Source organism: Xenorhabdus budapestensis, from assembly GCF_017743015.1.
Lineage (GTDB): Bacteria > Pseudomonadota > Gammaproteobacteria > Enterobacterales > Enterobacteriaceae > Xenorhabdus > Xenorhabdus budapestensis.
Genome location: NZ_CP072455.1, coordinates 1,736,893 through 1,761,691, shown reverse-complemented (window position 1 = coordinate 1,761,691; position 24,799 = coordinate 1,736,893). Strand labels below are relative to the sequence as shown.

The 24,799-nt window shown below is 37.6% G+C and carries 18 protein-coding genes and 2 tRNA genes; 8 read left to right on the top strand and 12 right to left on the bottom strand.

The features are described 5' to 3' along the window. Positions 1-129 precede the first annotated feature (129 nt). Complete coding sequence (locus HGO23_RS08020) at positions 130-1,275, top strand: hypothetical protein (protein ID WP_099135707.1); 1,146 nt, start codon at positions 130-132, stop codon at positions 1,273-1,275. A gap of 890 nt (positions 1,276-2,165) precedes the next feature. Then, positions 2,166-2,759 carry a lytic polysaccharide monooxygenase gene (locus HGO23_RS08015; RefSeq protein ID WP_099135706.1) on the top strand — a complete coding sequence of 198 codons (594 nt, stop codon included), beginning with the start codon at positions 2,166-2,168 and terminating at the stop codon, positions 2,757-2,759. Between the two features lie 160 nt (positions 2,760-2,919). Here the strand turns inward: HGO23_RS08015 and HGO23_RS08010 are convergent, their stop codons facing one another. From HGO23_RS08010 to ubiG, 7 genes are all read right to left on the bottom strand, one after another. After that, complete coding sequence (locus tag HGO23_RS08010) at positions 2,920-3,354, bottom strand: lysozyme (protein WP_099135705.1); 435 nt, start codon at positions 3,352-3,354, stop codon at positions 2,920-2,922. 669 nt (positions 3,355-4,023) lie between these two features. After that, positions 4,024-4,464, bottom strand: coding sequence for a hypothetical protein (locus tag HGO23_RS08005; RefSeq protein WP_209028502.1), 441 nt, complete (start codon positions 4,462-4,464; stop codon positions 4,024-4,026). Positions 4,465-5,289: 825 nt separating this feature from the next. Next, entirely contained in the window at positions 5,290-6,060 is a 771-nt protein-coding gene (locus HGO23_RS08000; protein ID WP_209028501.1) for an N-acetylmuramoyl-L-alanine amidase, read from the bottom strand. A gap of 481 nt (positions 6,061-6,541) precedes the next feature. Next, complete coding sequence (yfaE, locus tag HGO23_RS07995; RefSeq protein WP_209028500.1) at positions 6,542-6,808, bottom strand: class I ribonucleotide reductase maintenance protein YfaE; 267 nt, start codon at positions 6,806-6,808, stop codon at positions 6,542-6,544. A gap of 1 nt (position 6,809) precedes the next feature. Beyond that, positions 6,810-7,940: a class Ia ribonucleoside-diphosphate reductase subunit beta gene (gene nrdB / locus HGO23_RS07990; RefSeq protein WP_099135701.1), complete on the bottom strand. Its 1,131-nt coding sequence runs from the start codon at positions 7,938-7,940 to the stop codon at positions 6,810-6,812. A gap of 12 nt (positions 7,941-7,952) precedes the next feature. Continuing rightward, positions 7,953-10,244 (bottom strand): class 1a ribonucleoside-diphosphate reductase subunit alpha, encoded by a 2,292-nt coding sequence (gene nrdA, locus HGO23_RS07985; protein WP_209028499.1) that lies wholly within the window; start codon positions 10,242-10,244, stop codon positions 7,953-7,955. A gap of 359 nt (positions 10,245-10,603) precedes the next feature. Continuing rightward, on the bottom strand, positions 10,604-11,338 hold the full coding sequence (gene ubiG, locus HGO23_RS07980) for a bifunctional 2-polyprenyl-6-hydroxyphenol methylase/3-demethylubiquinol 3-O-methyltransferase UbiG (RefSeq protein WP_099135699.1): 735 nt from the start codon (positions 11,336-11,338) through the stop codon (positions 10,604-10,606). Between the two features lie 209 nt (positions 11,339-11,547). Here ubiG and gyrA point away from each other — a divergent pair, with 209 nt between their 5' ends. Beyond that, the gene (gene gyrA, locus HGO23_RS07975; protein WP_099135698.1) at positions 11,548-14,187 is read left to right on the top strand and encodes a DNA topoisomerase (ATP-hydrolyzing) subunit A; all 2,640 of its coding nucleotides are present in this window, start codon (positions 11,548-11,550) and stop codon (positions 14,185-14,187) included. 239 nt (positions 14,188-14,426) lie between these two features. Then, complete coding sequence (rcsC, locus tag HGO23_RS07970; RefSeq protein WP_209028498.1) at positions 14,427-17,303, top strand: two-component system sensor histidine kinase RcsC; 2,877 nt, start codon at positions 14,427-14,429, stop codon at positions 17,301-17,303. Between the two features lie 157 nt (positions 17,304-17,460). On the opposite strand, the gene rcsB is transcribed toward rcsC, so the two are convergent. Next, positions 17,461-18,111: a response regulator transcription factor RcsB gene (gene rcsB, locus HGO23_RS07965; RefSeq protein WP_099135696.1), complete on the bottom strand. Its 651-nt coding sequence runs from the start codon at positions 18,109-18,111 to the stop codon at positions 17,461-17,463. Positions 18,112-18,119: 8 nt separating this feature from the next. After that, on the bottom strand, positions 18,120-20,822 hold the full coding sequence (gene rcsD / locus HGO23_RS07960) for a phosphotransferase RcsD (RefSeq protein ID WP_209028497.1): 2,703 nt from the start codon (positions 20,820-20,822) through the stop codon (positions 18,120-18,122). 212 nt (positions 20,823-21,034) lie between these two features. Between rcsD and HGO23_RS07955 the strand changes: the two genes are divergently transcribed. The 3 genes from HGO23_RS07955 (at position 21,035) to HGO23_RS07945 (ending at position 22,353) form a co-directional block, all read left to right on the top strand. Continuing rightward, positions 21,035-21,122: transfer RNA gene (locus tag HGO23_RS07955), tRNA-Ser, on the top strand. 6 nt (positions 21,123-21,128) lie between these two features. Next, positions 21,129-21,204, top strand: a tRNA-Thr gene (locus HGO23_RS07950). 360 nt (positions 21,205-21,564) lie between these two features. Beyond that, positions 21,565-22,353, top strand: a complete 789-nt coding sequence (locus tag HGO23_RS07945; RefSeq protein ID WP_209028496.1) for an IS110 family RNA-guided transposase — start codon at positions 21,565-21,567, stop codon at positions 22,351-22,353. Here the strand turns inward: HGO23_RS07945 and HGO23_RS07940 are convergent. Then, complete coding sequence (locus tag HGO23_RS07940; RefSeq protein ID WP_209028495.1) at positions 22,299-22,481, bottom strand: hypothetical protein; 183 nt, start codon at positions 22,479-22,481, stop codon at positions 22,299-22,301. The genes HGO23_RS07945 and HGO23_RS07940 overlap by 55 nt on opposite strands. A 173-nt stretch (positions 22,482-22,654) precedes the next feature. Here HGO23_RS07940 and HGO23_RS07935 point away from each other — a divergent pair, with 173 nt between their 5' ends. Next, positions 22,655-22,825: a hypothetical protein gene (locus HGO23_RS07935; RefSeq protein WP_209028494.1), complete on the top strand. Its 171-nt coding sequence runs from the start codon at positions 22,655-22,657 to the stop codon at positions 22,823-22,825. Here HGO23_RS07935 and HGO23_RS07930 read toward each other — a convergent pair. After that, a complete protein-coding gene (locus HGO23_RS07930) occupies positions 22,800-23,168 on the bottom strand; it encodes a hypothetical protein (RefSeq protein ID WP_209028493.1) in 369 nt (122 codons plus the stop codon). The two genes, HGO23_RS07935 and HGO23_RS07930, sit on opposite strands and share 26 nt — an antisense overlap. 475 nt (positions 23,169-23,643) lie before the next feature. Beyond that, positions 23,644-24,795 (bottom strand): type I restriction endonuclease, encoded by a 1,152-nt coding sequence (locus tag HGO23_RS07925; protein WP_209028492.1) that lies wholly within the window; start codon positions 24,793-24,795, stop codon positions 23,644-23,646. Positions 24,796-24,799: the final 4 nt, after the last annotated feature.

Below are 24,799 nucleotides of genomic sequence, written 5' to 3'. Positions count from 1 at the left end.
AAAACGAATCCTGTCTCAGCCAAGGCAGCTTTCGTAAGATTTCAAACCGCCACCATGCTCGAACAGCGTACTTCACAATGTGATAATGACCTGTTTTTATTTGTGAATATTCCTTCATGAGGCAATGATATGTTACAAAATAATCCATATATCATTTTTGATGCTGACCCATTTTGTTTTGGCCCTATATCCACCACACTTAATATAGTAGAACAATTAAGAACCAGAAAAAGATTAAGATCAGGAACTAAAATCATTTTATTAGGCACTCTTACCTCCACACAATTGAGCCATAAATCCAACCTTTTTGATCAAATTTATGAGTGCGATACGACTTCTTGTACTGCTCTCTCCCACTATACTGAAATCATTGCAGGAGCCAAACTGTATATCACCAATACTAATCCAAACTCAATTAATTTTGTTTCTAATTTAGGAACACCTATTATCTATATTGATACTTTATTTTGGATGTGGGATTCGCTACCTGTTGATCTACGCCATATAGAGAAAACATTTATTCAAAATTTCCATGGAGTGGAGTTTAAAATCGCAAAGTTTCATAGTAAGCTGGGAAATTATCAGGTAGTTCCTCCCATTATTCATAGCTCTGTGTACCAATATATGATGGATCCCTCCGAATCTGACGGCATCCTAATCACACTAGGCGGTATTGATACTGTTTATGCTGACACCTCTGACTTCTATTTCCATTTTCTTCAAGATTTACTGACTATTTCCAATCTAAATCAGGAGCCCAATATCACTATTGCCGGTGGTGGAAATACTATTAACAAACTGGCAAATTTATTCGCCAAAACACATCCGCATATTAAAATTAGCTGCCTTGAACGGCAGGATTTTCTGCAAAGACTACATCATGCCCGTAAGGTTTTGGCAAACCCTGGGTTAACAACTTTTTATGAATGCACAATACTTAATAAAGATGTCTTTTTTTTGCCTCCACAGAACTATAGCCAGCAGTTGCAATTAGAGATTTATCTTAAAAATTATTACTCAAATGAATACGGCTTTTTATGGAGTCGTGAATATGGTTATCCTGATATTCCAGCCGATATACCTGAAAAAGAAGGAATACGATTAATACAAGAGTGTCAAAATTTATTCATAAGTAATTCAAAGGAACGACAACGATCCATAGATATGATCAATATTTTCTTAAAAAAAGAAAAATCAAAAACAAATTTTAATAATGAATGTTTTAAAAATAATGAAAATAATATTATCGCCAATTATATTGAAAATAGAATTTAAAAAATCGAAGCCATTCCGTCGACAAATCAGATCCAGTACCTCTGATCGATTGGTCCTGCGAGTGATTTCTTTCAGAGATTTACCTGCGTTTTGGCAGTGGTTTTCTCTGCCCATTACGAACTACACTATCAGAGGATTGAGTCATTTTCTTCCCCAACAACATCGGCAGGGAAAAACCTCAGCGAGTGCCGGATGCACTTTAAAAAAACTGCCATGTACACTTGTAACAACAACTTCAGTATCTGATTGAACGATCATATCCTCTTTTTCTTCATTGTTATTTATCATATTTCACCTATAAATAATGAGTTTAATTGATGCAGTTTTCCCGAAAGAAAATGTACTTATTAGGCGAATCCAAGCGTGATACTTATTATCATAATGAAAACCATCACATTAATAATAAAAAATCATCTCCCTATTTTATGGGAATTAGTCCAAATTCACTCCATGATGCTCAAAACATATATAAAATTACACTTTGAGCAATCATAAAATCCAAATATCAAAAACAGGCAATGACATAAATTGTGTGTTTTACTATTCCGATTTAATTTTACTGGTGCGTACTTAAACTTTTACTTATTTTCTACACACTCTTATTTCGCTCATTCCTCTCTCTGTTCCAGGGAAGAATTTTATCCCTCCGCATTAAAATCTATTATAGATAAATGAAAACTCTTCCCATATGATTCTCATCAGGCCAATTGGAGTTCTTTCTATTATACTTCTATCATAAATTATGTATTTATAACTTAATAATTTTATTATAAACATTTGTATGAATTATTATGTCAGATTAATTAAATTCATAAAATCTACTTAATATAATAAATATTAGTAAATTTACTCACTTTACAGTCAAGTACGGAAAAACAGGAAATTTAATCATGAACATTAAAAAGTCATTATTTTTAGTGGGATTGACAGCTTTATATACAATCCCATTATCTGCTAATGCTGAAACCCACAGTCGCCATGGATATATAGAGAACCCTCCAAGTAGGGCTCTTCTATGTAAAAAAGGTATCAATAAAAATTGTGGGCCTGTCATGTATGAACCCCAATCTGTTGAAGGTCCTAAGGGCTTTCCTGAAGCTGGGCCTCCTGATGGTCAAATTGCCAGTGCAGGCGTTGGACAGTTTAAACAACTCAATGAACAAAGTGAAAATCGTTGGCATCATGTCCCTATCAACAAAGGCCAAAATGTATTTAAATGGCATTTAACTGCACAACATAGTACAACTTCATGGCAGTTCTTTATTACTAAACCTAATTGGGATCCTAATAAGCCTCTTACTCGTGCACAATTTGATCTCACTCCTTTCTGTTCGCAAGAGGATAATGGAAAACGACCATCACAAGAAGTTAATATAACATGTGAAGTACCAAAGCGCTCAGGATACCATGTTATTCTTGGCGTTTGGACAATCGCTGATACAGTTAATGCTTTCTATCAAGTTATTGATACTGATATAAAATAATATTGGCAAATAGTAATTATGTGCTGGTATATCACCAGCACATACTAGTGACTGGCGTGAGTATCAGGTTAGTTCATTGATAAATTATGTTGGTTAATAAAATGGCATATTGCAAAGTCCACATCGCTATTTATCTCGTCTGGCATTCTTGGTAATAAACTCACGACAAAAACATTTCTTGTTCAGATTTTCTACGAGCAAGTAAGGCTGGTAGTTGATTCCCGTCAACTTTATCCCATTTCAGAAATTCCTGTGCAGCTTCTTGATAATTACCATGATTCAATTTTTTCAGTAATGTCGAGTGAATAAAGTTTCCAATTCCCACGTTAAAAATAAGCGAACATAGCGCATCAAATTGCCCTTGTGTTAAAGGTACTTTAACAAATTGTCGTAATACAGCATAAATAGGATTTAAATCTTCACGCAAAAATGCCTCAGCTTGTTGTTTTGTGATCACTTGTCCGGGCACTACTCCTTTTGTGTGTCCATAACCAATTGTCCAAGGCTCAGCCCCAGTAGCAGGATCAGGGTATGCTTTTAGTCTCAAACCCTCATGACTTTTTATCTTATTGATGCCATTTTCACTTATTTCCATAAGCTATCTCCAATAGTCTGGCTTATCATCAGGTTAAGATCCACCCTATGGATAAAGTATAGACAGCAAAAAAATTCCTACGGTCATATCACAATATGAACAATAAAAAACAACAAGATAGATTGAATACTTCTTTCTAAATTAATAAAAAATTATTTATTTTCAAATGATTAAATTAAATTGCAGAAAAATTTTAAATTTTAAAAAAAAATTTAATAAATACCTTGACTCTTTTCATTTTGAGCATAAAATGCTTCACAGACTCTAGATTTTCGTGAAGTAAATCACAATTTGTCATTCTCAAGGGAAATCATCATGCAATCTGTAAAATCTTTCCTCTCTAATGTACATTGTGTCGTCATTCGTTTGTCAACAAAACGATTTATATAAAAACTGTGTTAACACAGAGAAAGCAAGCCAGTTCAAACACAATAACTGGCTTTTTTATTAACCTCGTTTGGATACTATTCAATTGTGCAGAACTTTTCATTATTTGGCACTCCCCAAATAATCTGATCTATACAACAATAAATGAATATATTCCTTTAAGAGATATAATTGTTAAGCGGACTCAGATCAGTCTAATTAATATAGAATAAAAGTAATTAGTTGATAGACTTGATAACCTCTTTTGAGGAAAGATTATAATATAAATCTTCTTGATATTGCTTATGACTGTTTGACACAATATTCCAAAGATAAGATATAAGCACCTTTTATACCAGGAATACTTATTTTGGAAATAAAAAATTCATTTTTACCTGGCCTAAAATACCCCAATCCATGACCTTTTCCACCATATATTAAGGTATTCTCGCCTATCTCAGAAAGTTCTTTGTTATTTAATATCCCAAATTGGGTTATAGGCATTAATTTAGGGCTAACAAAGACTTCTGGTTTTATTTCATGAATAGTAAAGCTTGCATTTTTATAGGAAACTCTGACAGTATCCTGATTAGTTTGAAAGAAATACATCCCATCATTTTTGACAGTGGCATTATTTAATTCTTTATTTATCCTACACAAATATTCACCATCATGAGGTGATTTTGCTTCCGCAATATTACATATCATCGCTACTCCCCCCATCGCCACAACGATGACAGCCAACAGTCTCCCCATTTTAAGCTCCTGACAATTTTTGTACTGAACAGCCCTTGTAACGAATAGTAAAAAACAGATAAAACAAGCTTATATAATTAATCAAATATAAGTTCCCTAAAGGGAATTATTCAGATTAGATGAACATTCATCAAAGAGCAAGGTAGAAACCGAATAATCAGAAAAATATAACAGACTAAAAACAAATAATTTTTTTCAAGAAAACCGAGAAAGAAACAAAATGGTGAAATTATCTCCCTGTCTATTGAAATTAGACATTAAATTAAAACAACCAATCAAAAAACCCAATAATACAATTAATTATCTTTCATAAAATATTCCAACTTCCACTTTTAAACAATAAAATACAGCAATATATGTGATTCAGGTAGAAAATTTTACTTGAGATAAATCTTATCTTACAAATCGCTATGTTTTTTAGTAAAAATATTAAACTTATCGAGATTCCATAATCTAAATGGAAATTTTATCATCTTGAATATCACTATTCAGTTTAATTTCCTACAAAAAATGTAACTTTTCTCAATTAATAAATGCCAACAAAAAAGATCCCCTGATATTACACTGCAAAACACTTATCCTCTCCATCTTCCAAGTTGTCGCTTTACTGGCTTCACTACTCTTTACCGCTCTTCCTCGGTCATATAATTATCTATATTCCTTCAGAGCCATTCCTTTGCCATTACGCTGCACCTTAAAACCCATCAAGAATGTGTTTAATACAAGGTAATTATCAGGGTGTTAATTATAGTTATTATTTATATTTTAGCTGATTAGATATAGTCTTACTCCTCAGCATGATGACATAAGTGATTATACCTTATGGAAATATTTCTCAACTAGAGCATATATAATTGCGATAGTTTCTATATCTGGGATCCCGTCATAGTTTGATTGACGGAAGTGCATTTGAAATGCTTTAACCAAGCCTTGATATCCATCGTTTTCATTTGCACCAGAAATATCATAACCATACTGGCTGAATTTCTTTAAAATCTTATCTTTATCAGGAAAAGATTGCTCAAACTCTTCAATATATTTTTGTTTAGTCTCTTCGTCGTACCATGCACCAACCCCTGCTTCATATAATTCTTTCCAGGGAAAAGCAGGGCCTGGATCACTTTTCCTACCCACAGCAATATCAGAATGCCCGATAACGTGAGTTGGAGTAATATCTGGATATCGTTGTAGTATATTAATTGCCAACTCTTTAATTGCATTAACCTGATCCGGATGATACGGAGGGAAGGTCATGACCCCGCAATCATCACTGGCTTCATTAACAACTTCAATACCAATAGCTGTATCATTCAAATTGTTTCGGCCTGACCAAATACTGATTCCCGCATGCCAGGCTCTTTCAATTTCATCAACCAAATTAAATATACGTACTCCCTTGAACCCTGCTTCCTTATATGTTTGATCATCTGGGTTAGGTACTAAATAATGCACACTAACTGATTCTCCTGTTAATGCCTCAATAGATTTCTCGAAATTTAAAGCAGTATAATGCATCACTAAAAATCGAGGACGTCGGTTAAAACCTTTAATTGAACGGTACGAATTATAATCAATTTTATACATAGTTATGCTCCTTACATTTTTCTTAGCTTATAGATTATATTGAGTAAATTATATTTATCTTTTATTTCCCAGAATTTCTATAAATAGTTATTTGAAATCTATAACATACTTATATTCAGTCAATATTTACTGAAATAGCTAAAATCGCTTTTCTGATATATACAACAGGGGATTCAAAAGGTAATACAATAGCAAATGGATGAACCCAAAGGCATATAGATAATTATATACTTGATACCAGATCAGATAGGAAGAATCAATAAATAAGCAGATTAAATTAAAATTATGAAAAAATTGATGATCGGTGTATGTAACCACACAATTTTTTCTTGTTAAATCAGAAAGATAAAAAAATAAGTGAACATATCAACTTATGACTCTGATATGTTCACAATTAAAGGCAAGCTTGATATTGCAAGACAGAAAGGATTATTAATCCTTTCTGTTAGGATAACAATTGTCATCATCAACGATGAAAAAACTACAGCTCAATTTCGATATCAGAAAGGGGATAGCAGCTGCAAGGTAAGATTTCACCATCATTAACAAATGCTAACGGCTTACAAGGATACCCTACCTTCCCTTTCACTAGCCTTACCCGGCAGGAACCACAATACCCCTCACGGCATTGATATTCAGTCTGTACTTTACCTTGTTCTAAAGCTTCCAACAGGTTACTGTGCAAACTGGAAGAATAATAGAAAGATAATCCCTGCCCGGAAGGCAGGGTAACTTTGTAATCAGCCATATCAGAGTTCGAAACCGCTGAGATCCTCAGTATTGACTTCCGAATCAATCTGACCGACCAAGTAAGAGCTGACTTCGACTTCCTGTGGAGCCACCTGAACATTATCAGAAACCAACCACGAATTAATCCAAGGAATTGGATTAGAGCGTGTTTCAAATGGCAACTTCAAGCCCACCGCCTGCATACGAATATTGGTAATATATTCAACATACTGGCACAAAATATCTTTGTTCAGACCAATCATGGAACCATCTTTGAAAAGATAATCCGCCCACTCTTTCTCTTGCTCTGCCGCCTGTACAAACAGGTCATAACATTGCTGTTCACATTCTTGGGCAATTTCTGCCATTTCAGGATCATCCTGACCAGAACGCAGCAAGTTCAACATGTGCTGAGTACCTGTCAAATGCAAAGCTTCATCACGGGCGATTAATTTGATTATCTTCGCATTTCCTTCCATCAATTCACGTTCAGCAAAGGCAAATGAACATGCAAAGCTGACATAGAAACGAATTGCTTCCAGTGCATTAACACTCATCAAACATAAATAAAGCTGCTTTTTCAGTGCACGCAGACTAACTGTTATTTCTTGACCAGCAACGCTGTATGTACCTTCACCTAACTGGTGGTAATAGTTGGTCATTTCGATCAAATCGTCGTAATACTTCGAAATGTCTTTCGCACGCTTCAAGATCTGCTCATTTGCCACTATATCGTCAAATATAACCGCAGGATCATTAACGATATTACGGATAATATGCGTATAAGAGCGCGAATGGATTGTCTCTGAAAATGACCATGTTTCAACCCACGTTTCTAATTCAGGAATCGAAATTAATGGTAGAAATGCTACATTCGGACTACGTCCTTGAATAGAATCCAGTAATGTCTGGTATTTTAGGTTACTGATAAAAATATGCTTTTCATGATCTGGTAACCCATTAAAGTCAATGCGATCACGGGAAACATCAACTTCTTCTGGACGCCAGAAAAACGAGAGCTGTTTTTCGATCAATTTTTCGAAAATAGGATATTTTTGCTGATCATAACGCGCTACGTTCACAGATTGGCCGAAAAACATCGGCTCCTGCAATTGATCATTTTTTACTTGTGAAAAAGTGGTATAAGACATAGTTTCCTCAAATCAAATTTTACACGCGCCGCCTTCACAATCGGAATCAACAGATTCAACAACCTCTTCCAGATCATCCTGAACATCTTCCGCACCATCACGGGTGTTGTGGTAATACAGTGTCTTCACACCATATTTATAAGCGAGCAGTAAATCTTTCAGCAATTGGTTCATCGGAACTTTGCCATTAGGGAAACGCGCCGGATCATAATTAGTATTGGCAGAAATTGATTGATCGATAAATTTTTGCATAATTCCCACCAATTGCAGATAACCATCAATGCCAGGCATTTGCCACAGCAATTCATAAGACCTTTTCAGGCGATCATATTCCGGTACAACCTGGCGCAAGATACCGTCTTTTGATGCCTTAACACTGACGTAACCTCGCGGTGGCTCAATGCCATTGGTCGCATTGGAAATCTGCGAGGATGTTTCTGAAGGCATCAGTGCTGATAAAGTCGAGTTACGCAGACCATATTGCAAAATATCGCTACGTAGTGCTTCCCAATCCATATGCAACGGTTCGCTGGTTAATGCATCCAGTGATTTTTTATACGTATCAATCGGCAGGATGCCCTGCGAATAAGTGGTTTCACCAAACCATGGACATGCTCCCTGCTCTTTAGCCAGCTTATTAGAGGCTTTCAGCAAATAGTACTGAATGGCTTCAAATGTTTTGTGAGTCAGGTTATTGGCACTACCGTCAGAATAACGAACACCGTTTTTCGCCAGATAGTAAGCGAAGTTAATTACGCCAATGCCTAGTGTACGACGCCCCATTGAACCCTGCTTGGCAGCAACAATCGGATAGTCCTGATAATCCAGCAGAGAGTCCAGTGCGCGGACAGCCAAATCTGCCAGTTCTTCCAACTCATCCAGATTTTTAATAACCCCAAGGTTGAAAGCAGACAACGTACACAGCGCAATTTCGCCGTTTTCATCGTTAATATCGTTCAATGGCTTGGTTGGCAGTGCAATTTCCAGACACAGATTAGATTGGCGAACAGGTGCAATAACCGGATCAAACGGGCTATGTGTATTACAATGGTCAACGTTTTGGATATAAATACGTCCGGTTGAAGCACGTTCCTGCATCATCAAAGAGAACAGATCTACTGCCTTGATGCGCTGTTTACGAATATCGTTGTCATTTTCATACAGAGTATACAGACGCTCAAATTCATCCTGATCAGCAAAGAAAGCGTCATACAAACCAGGCACATCAGATGGGCTGAACAAAGAAATTTCTTGCCCTTTGATCAAACGTTCATACATGAGTTTGTTGATCTGTACACCATAATCCATATGGCGAACACGATTACCTTCAACACCACGGTTGTTCTTCAGTACCAACAGGCTTTCTACTTCCAGGTGCCACAGTGGATAGAACAACGTCGCAGCACCACCACGCACCCCCCCCTGAGAGCAGGATTTCACTGCTGTCTGGAAATGCTTATAAAATGGAATACAACCAGTATGGAAAGCTTCACCACCACGGATTGGACTACCCACTGCGCGAATACGGCCAGCATTTACACCAATACCTGCACGTTGGGAAACATATTTGACAATCGCACTGGATGTTGCATTGATAGAATCAAGGCTATCGCCACATTCAATCAGAACACAGGAACTGAATTGACGGGTTGGTGTGCGAACCCCGGCCATGATTGGTGTTGGCAACGAAATTTTAAAAGTAGAAACCGCATCATAGAAACGGCGAATGTAATCCAGGCGCGTTTCTTTCGGATAAGTGGAAAACAGACATGCCGCAACCAAAATGTACAGAAACTGAGCGCTTTCATAAAGTTCGCCAGTTACACGGTTCTGTACCAGATATTTTCCTTCAAGCTGTTTAACCGCTGCATAAGAAAAATTCATATCACGCAGATGGTCAATAAAACTGTCCATTTGCTTGAATTCTTCTTTAGAGTAGTCTGCAAGCAAATGTTTGTCGTATTTACCTAATTCGACCATACGTGCAACATGGTCATATAACGCAGGCGGTTCAAACTGACCGTAAGCCTTTTTGCGCAGGTTAAAGATGGCTAAACGAGCGGCCAGATACTGATAATCCGGAGCATCACTTGAAATCAAGTCAGCCGCTGCTTTGATCATGGTCTCATGGATATCAGATGTTTTAATGCCATCATAAAATTGAATTTGAGAACGCAGTTCTACTTGTGACACTGAGACATTTTTCAGACCTTCAGCAGCCCAGGTAACAACCCGGTGAATTTTATCAAGATCAATTTGTTCTTTATGTCCATCACGCTTGGTTACTAGCAGACTCTGGTTCATGAGGAAATACACCTTCTCTTTTCGTATTTCGCCTATAATTGCCTTTCCTGACCATTGACGGCACGATGCCCCCAAGATGACTGAAAATCAGTTGGGAACTAGTAGTAGTGAAACGTCCAGAAACACAATATATAGGGGGTGAATAAAACTGTAATAACAAGATAATGTTAATTTCGCGTTTTATCAAGTGTACAAGATCAGGAAGTTTTGTGGATAACTTGAGGATTAATTTTGCCGAAAAGCCGATAACCTGCGTAGTTACTTGATGTTACTTTCGCAAACCTATCGGCGAAAACCTAAAAATAAAATCTTAAAAATAAGATCTATTTGTTGCTTTATTAATCCTTTAATTGCTTCTGTTAGGCTGATCGGGTATGAAGCATGTAGTTCACATCCACATTGTGTCCAAGTCGGAATTTATCTGTTAACGGATTGTAATGTAAACCGATAATATGTTGATCTTTCAGTGAGGTTTTATCCAGCCAGCCAATCAGCTCTGAAGGGCGAATAAATTTTTTCGCATCGTGTGTCCCTTTTGGCACCATGTTTAAAATATATTCTGCACCGATGACAGCGATTAACCATGCTTTTCGATTGCGATTAATAGTTGAAAAAAAGACATGACCACCAGGCTTAACTAATTTGGCGCACGCACGAATGACGGATTCTGGATCCGGTACATGTTCAAGCATTTCCATGCAGGTTACTACATCATAGGAATGTGGATGTTGCTCAGCATGGCTTTCTACCGTTTCCTGCACATATTTAACTGATATACCAGATTCCAACGCATGCAGCCGGGCAACTTGTAGTGGCTCAAAACCCATGTCCAAACCGGTCACATCCGCCCCTTCACAAGCCATACTTTCTGATAGGATCCCACCACCACATCCAACATCTAATACTTTCTTATTGAAAAGACCCTCAGCCCGTTGCAGGATGTAGTTTAAACGCAATGGATTAATGCGATGCAATGGTTTGAATTCACCTTCAAGATCCCACCATCGGGAAGCAACGGCTTCAAATTTTTCGATTTCCTGTTGATCCACATTGGTGTGTGATTGAATAAGTGAATCGGGGGTTTTAGCGTTCATCAGTAATATCGCTCCTAGAGGCTGTTTCACAGAAAACTGGTTCACAGATAACTGATTCACAGAAAATGTAACAGTATTATGGGGATGTGTGATAAGAAAATATTATACACATCTTAATCTTGAAATACCCGCATCTGGTTTTTATAAAACCGTCAATTTGTGGTATAATTCTAAGCCTTTGAATTCGGAGTATGAGGGACAGTGGCTCCATGAGCGACATTGCCAGAGAAATCACCCCGGTCAATATCGAAGAAGAGCTGAAAAGCTCATATCTGGATTATGCGATGTCCGTTATTGTTGGACGTGCACTGCCAGATGTTCGAGATGGACTAAAGCCAGTACATCGCCGTGTACTTTTTGCGATGAATGTATTGGGAAATGATTGGAATAAACCCTATAAAAAATCTGCCCGCGTTGTTGGGGATGTGATTGGTAAATACCATCCACATGGTGACACCGCTGTTTATGACACGATTGTACGTCTGGCACAGCCATTCTCCATGCGTTACATGCTGGTTGACGGCCAGGGGAACTTCGGGTCAGTCGATGGCGATTCTGCGGCTGCAATGCGTTATACCGAAGTACGCATGGCAAAAGTAGCCCATGAATTGCTGGCGGACTTAGAAAAAGAAACTGTCGATTTTGTGCCTAACTATGATGGTACAGAGCAAATTCCCGATGTAATGCCAACCCGTATTCCTAACTTACTGGTGAACGGTTCATCAGGGATAGCGGTCGGCATGGCGACTAACATCCCACCTCATAATATATCTGAGGTGATTGATGGCTGTCTGGCCTATATTGATGATGAAAACATCAGTATTGAAGGCCTAATGGAATATATCCCGGGGCCTGATTTCCCAACAGCGGCCATTATTAATGGGCGTCGCGGTATTCAGGAGGCTTATCGTACTGGCCGCGGTAAAATTTATATCCGTGCCCGTGCAGAAATCGAGACTGACGAAAAAAAGGGCCGTGAAACCATTATCGTCAGTGAAATCCCTTATCAAGTAAATAAAGCGCGCCTGATCGAGAAAATTGCTGAATTGGTGAAGGAAAAGCGTATTGAAGGGATCAGTGCATTACGTGACGAATCCGATAAAGATGGTATGCGTATCGTTATCGAAGTGAAACGCGATGCTGTTGGTGAGGTTGTCCTGAATAACTTATATTCACTCACCCAGTTGCAGGTTTCATTCGGTATCAATATGGTTGCTCTACATCAAGGGCAACCTAAGCTACTTAACCTGAAGGATATTCTTTCTGCATTTGTCAGCCACCGCCGTGAAGTTGTCACTCGCAGAACAATTTTTGAACTGCGTAAAGCTCGTGACCGCGCTCATATCCTTGAGGCACTAGCTATTGCACTGGCGAATATCGATCCTGTGATCGAACTGATCCGCCAGGCTCCAACACCTGCTGAAGCTAAAGCAAGCCTCATTTCTCAAGCATGGGAATTAGGCAATGTTGCAGCAATGCTGGCACAGGCTGGTAATAATGCTGCACGCCCTGAATGGCTGGAACCAGAATTTGGTATTCGTGACGGTAAGTATTACCTGACCGAGCAGCAAGCACAGGCCATTTTGGATCTGCGTTTACAGAAATTAACAGGGCTGGAGCATGAAAAACTGCTCGACGAATATCGTGAACTGTTGAAAGTCATTGCTGAACTGATGTTCATTCTGGAAAGCCCGGAACGCTTGCTGGAAGTCATTCGGGAAGAGTTACTTGCTATCAAAGAACAGTACAATGATAAACGTCGTACTGAATTGACTGAAAATTCCGCAGATATCAATATTGAAGACCTGATCAATCAGGAAGATATTGTGGTAACACTATCCCATCAAGGTTACGTGAAATACCAACCTTTGTCTGATTACGAAGCACAACGCCGTGGCGGTAAAGGTAAATCAGCAGCACGTATCAAAGAAGAAGATTTCATTGAACGTCTGTTGGTAGCCAATACCCACGACACTATTCTTTGCTTCTCCAACAAAGGTCAGATGTACTGGCTGAAAGTTTATCAATTGCCAGAAGCGAGTCGTGGTGCCCGTGGCCGACCTATAGTTAACCTGCTGCCATTGGAACAAGACGAACGTATTACGGCCATTCTGCCTGTTCGTGAATATGAAGAAGGATTGAACATATTCATGGCGACAGCAAGTGGGGTCGTTAAGAAGACGAAACTCAGCGAGTTCAGTCGTCCGCGTAGTGCCGGTATCATTGCAGTTAACCTGAATGAAGGAGATGAACTGATCGGCGTTGACCTCACTGATGGCAGCAACGAAGTTATGCTATTCTCTGCACAGGGTAAAGTCGTCCGCTTCCTTGAAGAGGAAGAAGAGACACTGGAAGATGGTACAGTTCGCGTGAAAGGCGTCCGCGCTATGGGGCGTACTGCGACCGGAGTCCGTGGTATCAAACTGGCGGAAGGAGATAAAGTTGTTTCCTTGATCATTCCTCGTGGAGAAGGTCAAATCCTGACAGTCACTGAAAATGGTTATGGAAAACGTACTGCCCAGAAAGAATACCCAACGAAGTCTCGTGCAACCCAAGGCGTTATCTCCATCAAAGTCAGTGAACGTAACGGCAACGTGATTGGTGCAATTCAGGTTGAACCAACTGACCAGATCATGATGATTACTGATGCGGGAACATTGGTTCGTACCCGTGTTTCTGAAGTCAGTACTGTCGGACGTAATACCCAAGGTGTCACCTTGATCCGCACAGCAGATGATGAAAAAGTTGTGGGTTTGCAGCGTGTTGCTGAACCTGATGATGAAGAGGATGGCAATACAGCAGCCTCTTCCGCCGATGAAGGAAGTAATGAATCAGAAGGTCAGGAATAATATCCGTCTTTTCCTGATTCATCCATAAAATTATACTTAATGAATTTCGGATTGCAGCTAATAAAGCTGCAAATCTGAAAAACCCACAAAGTATTAAAAAAGCAGGCATTAAAATGCCTGCTTTTTTGTGCCATTTTTTTCAAAGAATGCCAGGTACAAAATGCTGCTTTGTATTCCCTGCTACACTAGTATATGCTGTTAACAGTTATTATTAATCACATTTTTTATCAGGCGACCTCTTGAGATATCTATCTTCATTCCGAACATCACTAAAGATATCCCGCTACCTTTTTCGGGTGCTTGGTTTTATGTTATGGGCATTAGGTGCCTTATTAACCAGTTTTTATCTGGCAAATCTTTTTAATAAAGCGAGATCAGACATCCGTCAAGAATATAATTCTGACTACGATATAATGTTCTCTTATGTGCGAGAAACTACTAATACCTTACACGACCTTCAATATATGGTAGAGAAATATTTATCACAAGAGAATAAAAAAACTCTGACTATTAACCCGCCATATAATAACTCACAATTTTTGTATACTCCTCTGAATATGAATTCAAATTGTGAACTATTACGTAATGAACCTTATAATTATTTACATGCCTTAAATAATCTCATCTTTTTCTGGAAAGATAATGTTGTAATGCCACAGGGAGTAAACCAAATTTTTTTGGCTGATGTCCAAAGCATGTGTATGGTGAATTTTCCAATTCGTGGTGCAATAACAGAGCCTGATACGCTGAAAAAGATGGTCTATGAAAATTACCGCCAGTTAGTATTCGTGCAGCAACAAGGAAAAGAACAGAATATCTATTGGCTTGCGGTGGGTACAACTCCAGACAGTGGTAGCTTTTATATTCTTTCCCCTATTTATAACAATGGAAAAATGGTCGCAATAATAGGTGTCGAACAACCTATCAGGCTGGAAAATTTTTTACAAAGACCTAATACAGATGCAACGCTAACGTTACTTAATCAGCATAATAAGCCTGTGTTACATTATCCGTTAAGAAATGATAATAAGTCTTATCCCGTAGGTTATAATATACAGATCCCTTACTTTGGCTATAATGAAGATTATAGTCACTTAGTGTTAAAGAGGCGTTTGGCTCCATCATCATTCAGTGTTATATATGCCTTGCCTCTAAAAAATATTTTTGATGGATTCAAGTTAAAAATCATTAACAGTCTCGTCTTAAATATTATCTCTGCAATTTTGATCATTTCTTTCGTTTGGCTGTTCGAACGTAAAATGTTTTCCCCTGCTGAAAATAATGCTTTCCGCCTTGAAGAACATGAACAATTCAATCATAAAATCGTTGCCTCTGCTCCTGTTGGCATTAGCATTTTACGGATCAGTGATGGTGCTAATATACTGAGTAATGAACTTGCACATAACTATACTCGAATGCTAACGTTCGAAGATCAAAAACGTATCATCGATATCATTTGTGATAAAACCAGCAGCTATATTGATATTGTTACTAGTAATAATAATCATCTACAAATTAGCTTCGTACATTCACGTTATCGCAATGAGGAAGTGGCAATCTGCGTTCTGGTTGATATTAGTACCCGGGCTAAAATGGAGAAATCATTACAAGATATGGCTTCAGCCGCAGAACAAGCCAACCAGGCGAAATCAATGTTTCTGGCAACCGTTAGCCATGAGTTGAGGACACCACTATATGGCATCATTGGAAATCTGGAATTATTGCAATCTTACCCATTAGAATCAGAAGCTGCGCGGTTATTATCAACAATGAATAACTCCTCATCGCTATTATTGAAAATCATTAGCGATATTCTCGATTTTTCCAAAATAGAATCTAACCAACTTAAAATTGATGTTAAACAATTTAGCTGTAAAGAAGTCATATCGCATGTAATTTCAAACTATCTTCCTCTTATAACGAAAAAAAACCTGGGATTCTACTGTTACATCAACCCAGATGTTCCTGACTATATGAATAACGACCCGGTAAGATTACAACAAATTATTTCTAATCTGCTAAATAATGCCATTAAATTTACAGAAATTGGCTGTATTGTCATATCCATTACGGTGAGACATGACTACCTGTATATCAGCATTAAAGATACAGGATTAGGAATCGAGCATAAATTACAAACGCAGTTGTTCGAACCATTTTTTCAGACCAGTGCCAATAAAGAGAATGCATCACAAGGTACAGGGCTAGGTTTAGCGATTTGTGAAAAACTAATCAACCTGATGGATGGTGATATTGAGTTTGTATCACAACAATATGTTGGTAGCATTTTTTCTATCCGGCTTCCTTTATATAATGCAAAATACGATAAGGAAAAACATCGCGCTAACACGTTTTCTCCGAACCATACTCAACAGAAAATTATATTAGCTGTTCGTAATGATTATTTAGAAGAATATCTATATAATCTTTTGACAAAAGCACATTTTCAAATTACTTCATATAATGAGAGTCAAATCGACGGTACTGAATTGTTAGTCAGTGACCAGCCTATTGAACTGGATATTGCCGTTCGTTATTATATTGAAATATCAGAGAGCCATATTGGTTCACCAGAAAAAACTCAAAATAATTATTGGATACATAACACTTACCAAATCAGTGATATTATTTATTTCATTGATGATCTGCTGTCTAATAATAATACACTCCAACCTCCTGTTTCGAAAAGCTCTATCAAAACAGATGATAGATTAAATTCAATTAAAGTTTTAGTTGTTGATGATCACCCTATCAATCGTCATTTATTGGTCGAACAGTTAAATTCGTTAGGATTCAAGACAGAAATGGCTAACGATGGTATTGATGCTATTGAACATCTGGAAAATAATAAAACTGATATTATTCTAACAGATGTTAATATGCCAAATATGGATGGGTATGAATTCACAAAATACTTAAGAAATAAAGGCTATAATAAACCAATTATTGGTATCACAGCTAATGCAATGGCAGAAGAAAGACAACGTTGTGTCGATATCGGCATGGATTATTGTCTATTGAAACCTGTGTCACTAACAAAATTGAAGGATACATTAATAGAGTATTTACCTGAAAGATACCAGACTGTAGTCAGCAACAAGGAAACTAATCTCTAAAAGCATAATTACTATGAGTTAGATGATAGTGCCTAAGACAAATGATAACTGAGAATAATAGGAATATGTATTCAAAAGCAACTATAATTACCATTTTTATAATATAAGATCGGTAATCTTAATCACCGATCTTACACTCAGGAAAGATAATTATTGGTTATTTAATCATATCATTGTCAATAGTGACTGAAGATAAATAATTAAGTAATGCAATGTCGTTATCAACTCCCAGTTTGATCATCGCTGATTTTTTCTGGCTACTAATGGTTTTTATACTACGATTAAGCTTCTTAGCAATATCTGTAACGGGAAGACCTTCAGCAAATAAACGCAGTACTTCACTCTCTTTCGGAGATAAACGTTTATCTCCATAACCGTTAGCATTAACTTTCTCCAACAATTTAGAAACACTTTCAGGTGTAAATTTCTTCCCTTTTTGCAGTGCAGAAAGAGCCTTAGGTAAATCTGTTGGTGCTCCCTGCTTTAACACAATTCCCTCAATATCAAGTTCAAGTACTGCACTTAAAATAGCCGGATTATTGTTCATCGTAAGAACGATGACAGCTAGTGTCGGAAAATGGCGTTTAATATATTTTATCAGGGTGATGCCATCACCATATTTGTCACCGGGCATTGACAAATCTGTTATGAGAACATCCGCTTCTATATGTGGCAAACTATTAATCAGTGTAGTCGAATTTTCAAACTCACCGACAACATTAATCCACTCAATTTGCTCAAGTGACTTGCGGATGCCAAATAAAACAATGGGATGGTCATCAGCAATAATGACATTAAGGTTATTCATATTATTGGTTACCTTGGCTGCAACAGCTTTGTGACAAAGAAATCAATACGGCTGATGCTACTTTTAATTTCTACTTCATTATTGTCTGCTATGTGTTGTTCCAATGCCTCACATAATGATTTGAGCAATTTAAAGTCTAACATAGCAAACGCACCCTTAAGACGGTGTATCGTTTGCGAAAGTGATATCAAGTCATATCGTTCCATATCAGTATACAGTTTAGTAATATCCATCGGTACTGTCTCTACAAATAATTTCCCATAATTACTGTCTACTAACTGTGTTTGATAACTTTTGAGGGTATTACAAATATTACTATCGACATTCTCAACAGAATCACATTCTTGTTTCGAACGCCAGTCAACTTCATCGGATTCAACTAAACTGAAATTTTCTTCAATCAGCAACGATATCGCATTGATAACAGCACCAGCAAAGTTGTAATTACATTGAACCAAATTAGGTTTCATCTTCTTAAACCCTACCAAATTACCTACTAATAATATAGTTGGCTTTTCTGCTTTGCACTGTTTATCAGTAAGAATGATATCGTATTCTTCCGTAACACTCTCCGTACTCTTGTCAAAATATATTGCTCCATAATTATCAAGGTGATTATGGATTATTTTTTTTATTTCGGGGTTACTGATATCTATTAGTACTATAATACCTTCCAATAACTGAGGGGTTTCAACATGTTCACCATATTGAGGAAAAGGTAAACTGACAATATAATGAGTCCCCAATCCCTGCTTACTTTTAATTTCAAAGCTCCCCTCCATTTTTTTACACAATTGGTTACATAAATAAAAGACCAGTCCAGAATTTGTATAATATTTGTCTTCTGCTAATTTATTCAAGAAAGGATAATTTAAACTAGCAAGATCTTTATCACTGAGACCTGAACCACTGTCAATCAACTCAATCTGTATATGATTGTCATATTTACCAGAGCTACTGACACTCAGGGATATTTTACCATAACTGGTTGTTGTGATAGCATAATTTAACAATAGCAAAACTATTTTATTTAATGCTGCTCCGTCACCAGAAAATACCGATTCATGAGAAATATTAAAATGATAATAGATCCTCAATCCTTTAGAATTTAGTGTCGGCAACGATAATTTCAATATATTCTCCAATTGTGAAGATAAAGAAAATGCCTCATTGACTGGTTGCCAATCACCAGACTCTAACTCACTGAGCAAAGAAATATTTTCAACCCACTCTATGATGAATTCTGATTTAAGCAATAATTTATCCAACAAACCATGCTTATTTTCATCTTGTGATACATTTTTCAATTGGATAGCTATATCACTCAACTCCTGAATCGGTTTTTTTATTTCATAATTAATATTCTGCAACATTGAACGTCTGGCGTACACATTTTTATCATATTCTCGTTGAGCAAGCTGTAATCGCTTACTGACCATCACGTCTTGATCTCTACCCTGCAATAAGAATAGATAAGTCTCTGGTAATAAATTACTTCTATACATTTTTACTTCATAAACCGCATCCTCAATGGATGTCTGAATGACGCCATTATGTTGTTCTGCCATGATCTTAACTTTACCTAAGTCAAGATAAGGCATCAGTTTCTCTGCAATCTTATTGCTACTGATCAACCGATTTGACATAAAGTCATAAACCAATAATCCGATAGGAATATTAGAAATAATATCATTTCCCAGAGAATCTTTGATTTTCAGCTCCTGATCCATTGATGCATTAGGAGTGATATATCGACGACGGATATAAAGTAATCCACTAAATGAAAATAGTAAGAAAAGCAACATCGAAAACAATAACCAAATATTTCTGATCAATAAATCCACAATAAGTGTTTTTACAGGAACCTGATATATCAATTTATACTGCATATTCTTAAGTGGTTGAGAAAACTCCAGCCAAAAACCGATTAAAGAAACATCAACCTTATCTGTCTTCTCAAGCTCATATTCATTATTCGGATATAACCGAAAATTTGCTGGCAACATATCAACCGACAAAAAATTATTAATAGGTAAATCGAAGGCAATAACTGTAGTTAATTGCCCTGGTGAATTGAACACAGCTTTATAAGTGTAATAATAAATATTCTCACCACGTAATACGTGAATGGATGAAATACTTTCCTTTTCATCCAATGTTATTGATTGTGCCAACATTTCAGAACGCTTAGCGTCAGAAGTTAGAGTCAGATAACTCTCTTTGAACCTGATTTCCGGTTTTAAAATAGGATGTGTAGTCACCAGTAGTAAATTGTTATCCTTGCCGTTGAGATAATACATAGATTCATATTCATTACGTGATCCCCAGAGAATTTCGAGATAGTTAGATAACCTCTGAGCCAGTTGAACACTCGAATCGTTGTAGCGGCCAAAGATAATTGCATCGATATTTTTATTGTGACTTTCCAGCCAATAAATATTGGGGCGCAATTCTAACGATGATGCAGCAACCTCCTGCGAGGAAGATGACTGAATATTAGACTGCTCGAAGATACGACCGGCATGATAGCGATAATCTTCAATCTGCAATCGCATCTTGGCCGTTACACGACTGATAGCATATTTTTTCTCCGTCAGCCAACTATTAAAATAGTTATACCCGAATAAAAATAGAGACGTAAAAAGCAAAATAATAAACAGCGCGTAAAAACGGGGAACGACAGATGGCTTAATAGGTGCTTGTTTATACATTCTTTGGATAGCTGCCTTAAATGTGGATATATTTGTGGTTAATTTTAAATCAATTCGAAGTTAAATATTTCATTGAACTGTGATAATACTAGCAGGTTAGCGGATAAAAAGGTCATTAGCGTTTGAAGATTGAGCAAGCAGTAAAAAAATCACAATTTTTCCTTTTTAGGGGCTAGACACATCCCGGAGATATAGGCATAATTTCGCGCCATGGAAGGATGGCCGAGCGGTCGAAGGCAGCGGTCTTGAAAACCGCCGATGGGAAACCATCCTAGAGTTCGAATCTCTATCCTTCCGCCAAATTTCGCCGGCTTAGCTCAGTTGGTAGAGCAACTGACTTGTAATCAGTAGGTCACCAGTTCGACTCCGGTAGCCGGCACCATATAAAACAATGAGTTACTCAGTATGTCCCACCACTGAGAGATGTGAGTGGGACATATTTGAGACTTCATCGTGAAATAGAGCATCAAATAGAGCATCAATTTGTATTAGCTCAAACTTGATCTGATGAGATGGACGTCCGGTATGGCGTCAATTGTACCAAAATGAAATAAACATATTCATTTTATAAGAGCGTCCATCATGTATCATAAAATTCTCGCCATTGCTCTCGTAAAATCTGTTTTTCAGCTTTGTTTGCTTAACGGTAATCACATTGTATTTAATAAAAAAATGACCCGAAGTCGATTACTGGATTCTGTCAGACAAATGGAACCCGTGATTTTGATTGCTATGGAGGCCTGTGGCACCGCCCACTATTGGGCTCGAACGATTGAACATCTTGGTTTTAAAGTTTGCCTTATCCCCTCAGCATGTGAAAGCTTTCGTTAAAAACCATAAAAATGATGCCAATGATGCGTTGACAATCTTTGAAGCTGCGAATCGGCCGGGTATGCATTTTGTTCCGGTAAAAAACCTGTATCAACAAGACCTCTCTGTTCTCCATAATGTCCGGCAGTCATTAGTTCAAAAACGCGTTGCTATCTCTAATCAAATCAGAGGATTGGCAGCAGAATATGGTATTATTTTTCCGCAACGCTCTGCGGCTCTAAGGCAATCACTGCACGAGGCACTTGAAGATGCCGATAATGAATTAACGATGATTGCTCGCAGGGTTCTGAAACAACTCTATGAAGACTGGCTGAAGCTTATTCAGCAAACAGAGGAAATAGAAGAAACCCTCAAGTCGCTATCATCACAAACGGCTCAGTGGCAACAACTACAATCTATTCCCGGTATTGGCCCCCTGATTGCCTCCGCAATGGTCGCTTATATCGGTGATGGAAAACAATTTAATAACGGCAGGCAAATGGCCGCTTGGTTAGGATTAGTACCTCGACAGGCCAGCAGTGGTGGGAAAACACAATTAGGCAAAATCACTAAAAATGGTAATCGATACCTGCGTGGTATTTTAATCCATGGGGCCAGAGCCGCCATACAGCGTAGAACGTTACCGATTATTTATACAAGTATCTGTCAGGTTAAATCTGGTTCAATTTCATTTTCATGTCTGACATATGCCAGTATATGACCGTCAATTGCCACTATCCGCCCATTCGGACGAAAACAGATACCACATAAATAAGGGCGCGGGTTTTTTATTGACGAACGGCATTCCAGAACCGCCAACAACGCTCCACGATTGATTTTTAATTCCATACTCAATCCCTCACTAAAAGGTTGTTATCAACTCACCTCAGCCCACTCGGAAATGAGCTGGAGTTAGTTGCCTGTATATTTAACCACCTCAGGCAGCAGTGGTTCCTCGCATTCCCCAACGCGAAGGAATCGGCTATAGTTTACTCTCCCCAACGTTAAGAAGGATTGAACTAATGACTACTGAAGAATTAGTGTCAAAACTTGCTATTGAGTTTTTGAGAAGAGAAAAAATGCAGATGCATGAAGATGAGTTTCTAGAAAAATATATCGAATTACATGCTTTCTTCAAAATAGGTCTAGAATCAAAGGGTATGAAGTCTAGTTCTGGCTTTGGGACAAAGTAGAATCAACAAAAACCTGAAATGCAGCAGCAATCCCTTGTACAGTGGCAATTGCCGCATCTTCTACGTGACCTTCTCGTAATGGATTTTGTGCAAACTGTACTATAACGTCCTGTAGCGGTTGCTTAATAAAATTCTGGAATACATCCATTTCGTCTTGACTTACTTCCCTGCCAAAGACAATGCATTTTCTTTCAGAATTTTGTTGGCACCCAATTTTCCCAAGTAGCAAACTCTCTGGTTCGAGAGATTCCACTTCCTGTACTTTTTTATTTAAGGTATCAATCAGCTTTTGCATAACTTTTCCTACTTCACCTTCTAGGACTTCCATATTGATTGTTTCCATAGTTACCCCTAATTAGTAATTTTTGGGGTGCAGTTAATGAATTGAGTAGGCTGTTTGAGATTTGCATATACCTAAATGAGTTGTGCAAACTTTCCAGCGACTCACTGTGTCTACCCTTAGACTCTGCTAACCACGCCCCAAAAATCACTTTGGGTAGGGACTTTCCACACGGGCGGAGCATTCATTGTAGGTACTGCTTTAAGTATCGAATCATCCAGTTCTTCATATGCCACTGGCGGCTACTTCGTGGGCGTCCTGCCTGTTCGATGATCAAACCATACAAGCATTGCTTTATAGAAAGCAAGCATTAATTGTTTTATTGGATAAAGAAATACTTGTTTAAAACAGTATTTTATTATTTTTAAAGTGCTTTATTTTTTATTGATTATTGGAAATGTGACTAATTAGACATTATTAGATAGGAAACGAGGAAGAATTTGAGACAAAAAAGCCACCATTAGGTGGCTGGCAAAATCTATTGTGCTTTTTTTCTAAAGTTATCGTCGTTTTTCACGAATTCAAAAGCATCAAGAATAATTCCTGTTATCCTCAATATATCTTCTGGAGCGTCTATAAATATTCTTGAATTGCTTGCAGATAATCCAGCCCTATTAACTTCATTGGTTAGTATTTCATTTAACTCAATGGGTATCTGAATGTAGGGTTTATTCTTTTTATCAAAGTATCGTATTATCCATCTATTTGATTTTCCTTGATAAAGAACTCCAAAATAAGATTCTGTATCTTTGTATTGTAGATCTGCATCATCCCCAACTATTGATTTCGCTTTTTCATACAGAGTTAATTCGTTTTTGGTGGTAACAATATTAGGATTGTCTGGATCTACTATCTCATCTGGTTCTTTCGGATTATCTTGATGCTCTATTTCGTCTTGAATCCCATCAATTGGTACATGTTTATTTGAAAGACCAGAAACTACCATTGCGCTAACAGATTTTTCAACAGCTTGTTTTACCAAAGGAGTGATTGATTCAATGAAGCGCTGATTCAATTGACGTTCGACATTAGATCTACTGGCAACATATCTCACAAATTCACTATCAACATCCCTCAAGCTAGTGCTGATTGTTTTAGTGAAGGCAGATAGGTAGACACTTTCTTCTGCAAGCGTCCTTAATGCTTCTGGCTTGAATTTATCATGTCTAAATCGATAGAGCTGACCTACATCCGCATCGCTAACTTCATCCATTTTTATGCGTAAAAATGGTGTAGGATCCATTACGTTTTTTTGTTTTAAATCGGTAAAGAAACGCCATTCTAATCCATTTGTAATTGCCGAAATGGTCACTTCTGGAGTGGAGTTAAAATATCTGGATAATTGAGGGCAGTGGTTATCTAGCTTTTCGCTATACCCTTTCGCTTCAATAAACATGACGGGAACACCTTGACAGAACAAGGCATAATCAACCCGCTCATTTGTTTTTACTCCGGGGAAATCCGCTCCATACTCGGCTTTAACTTTTTGCGGGTCATACGGACTAAACCCAAGAATATCTAAAAAAGGCAATATTAATGCCTGTTTAGTTGTTTCTTCGGTAGTGCAGTGTTGACCTGCGTTTTTAACGTGGTCAACATGATGTTTTATTTTTATCTTAAAATTGTCCATTCCA

What these genes read in the sequence shown, in the direction of transcription:
- HGO23_RS08020 (WP_099135707.1), top strand. Translation starts at nt 130, where the DNA reads ATGTTACAAAATAATCCATATATCATTTTTGATGCTGACCCATTTTGT.
- HGO23_RS08015 (WP_099135706.1), top strand. Translation starts at nt 2,166, where the DNA reads ATGAACATTAAAAAGTCATTATTTTTAGTGGGATTGACAGCTTTATAT.
- HGO23_RS08010 (WP_099135705.1), bottom strand. Translation starts at nt 3,354, where the DNA reads ATGGAAATAAGTGAAAATGGCATCAATAAGATAAAAAGTCATGAGGGT.
- HGO23_RS08000 (WP_209028501.1), bottom strand. Translation starts at nt 6,060, where the DNA reads ATGTATAAAATTGATTATAATTCGTACCGTTCAATTAAAGGTTTTAAC.
- yfaE (WP_209028500.1), bottom strand. Translation starts at nt 6,808, where the DNA reads ATGGCTGATTACAAAGTTACCCTGCCTTCCGGGCAGGGATTATCTTTC.
- nrdB (WP_099135701.1), bottom strand. Translation starts at nt 7,940, where the DNA reads ATGTCTTATACCACTTTTTCACAAGTAAAAAATGATCAATTGCAGGAG.
- nrdA (WP_209028499.1), bottom strand. Translation starts at nt 10,244, where the DNA reads ATGAACCAGAGTCTGCTAGTAACCAAGCGTGATGGACATAAAGAACAA.
- ubiG (WP_099135699.1), bottom strand. Translation starts at nt 11,338, where the DNA reads ATGAACGCTAAAACCCCCGATTCACTTATTCAATCACACACCAATGTG.
- gyrA (WP_099135698.1), top strand. Translation starts at nt 11,548, where the DNA reads ATGAGCGACATTGCCAGAGAAATCACCCCGGTCAATATCGAAGAAGAG.
- rcsB (WP_099135696.1), bottom strand. Translation starts at nt 18,111, where the DNA reads ATGAATAACCTTAATGTCATTATTGCTGATGACCATCCCATTGTTTTA.
- rcsD (WP_209028497.1), bottom strand. Translation starts at nt 20,822, where the DNA reads ATGTATAAACAAGCACCTATTAAGCCATCTGTCGTTCCCCGTTTTTAC.
- HGO23_RS07940 (WP_209028495.1), bottom strand. Translation starts at nt 22,481, where the DNA reads ATGGAATTAAAAATCAATCGTGGAGCGTTGTTGGCGGTTCTGGAATGC.
- HGO23_RS07935 (WP_209028494.1), top strand. Translation starts at nt 22,655, where the DNA reads ATGACTACTGAAGAATTAGTGTCAAAACTTGCTATTGAGTTTTTGAGA.
- HGO23_RS07930 (WP_209028493.1), bottom strand. Translation starts at nt 23,168, where the DNA reads ATGGAAACAATCAATATGGAAGTCCTAGAAGGTGAAGTAGGAAAAGTT.
- HGO23_RS07925 (WP_209028492.1), bottom strand. Translation starts at nt 24,795, where the DNA reads ATGGACAATTTTAAGATAAAAATAAAACATCATGTTGACCACGTTAAA.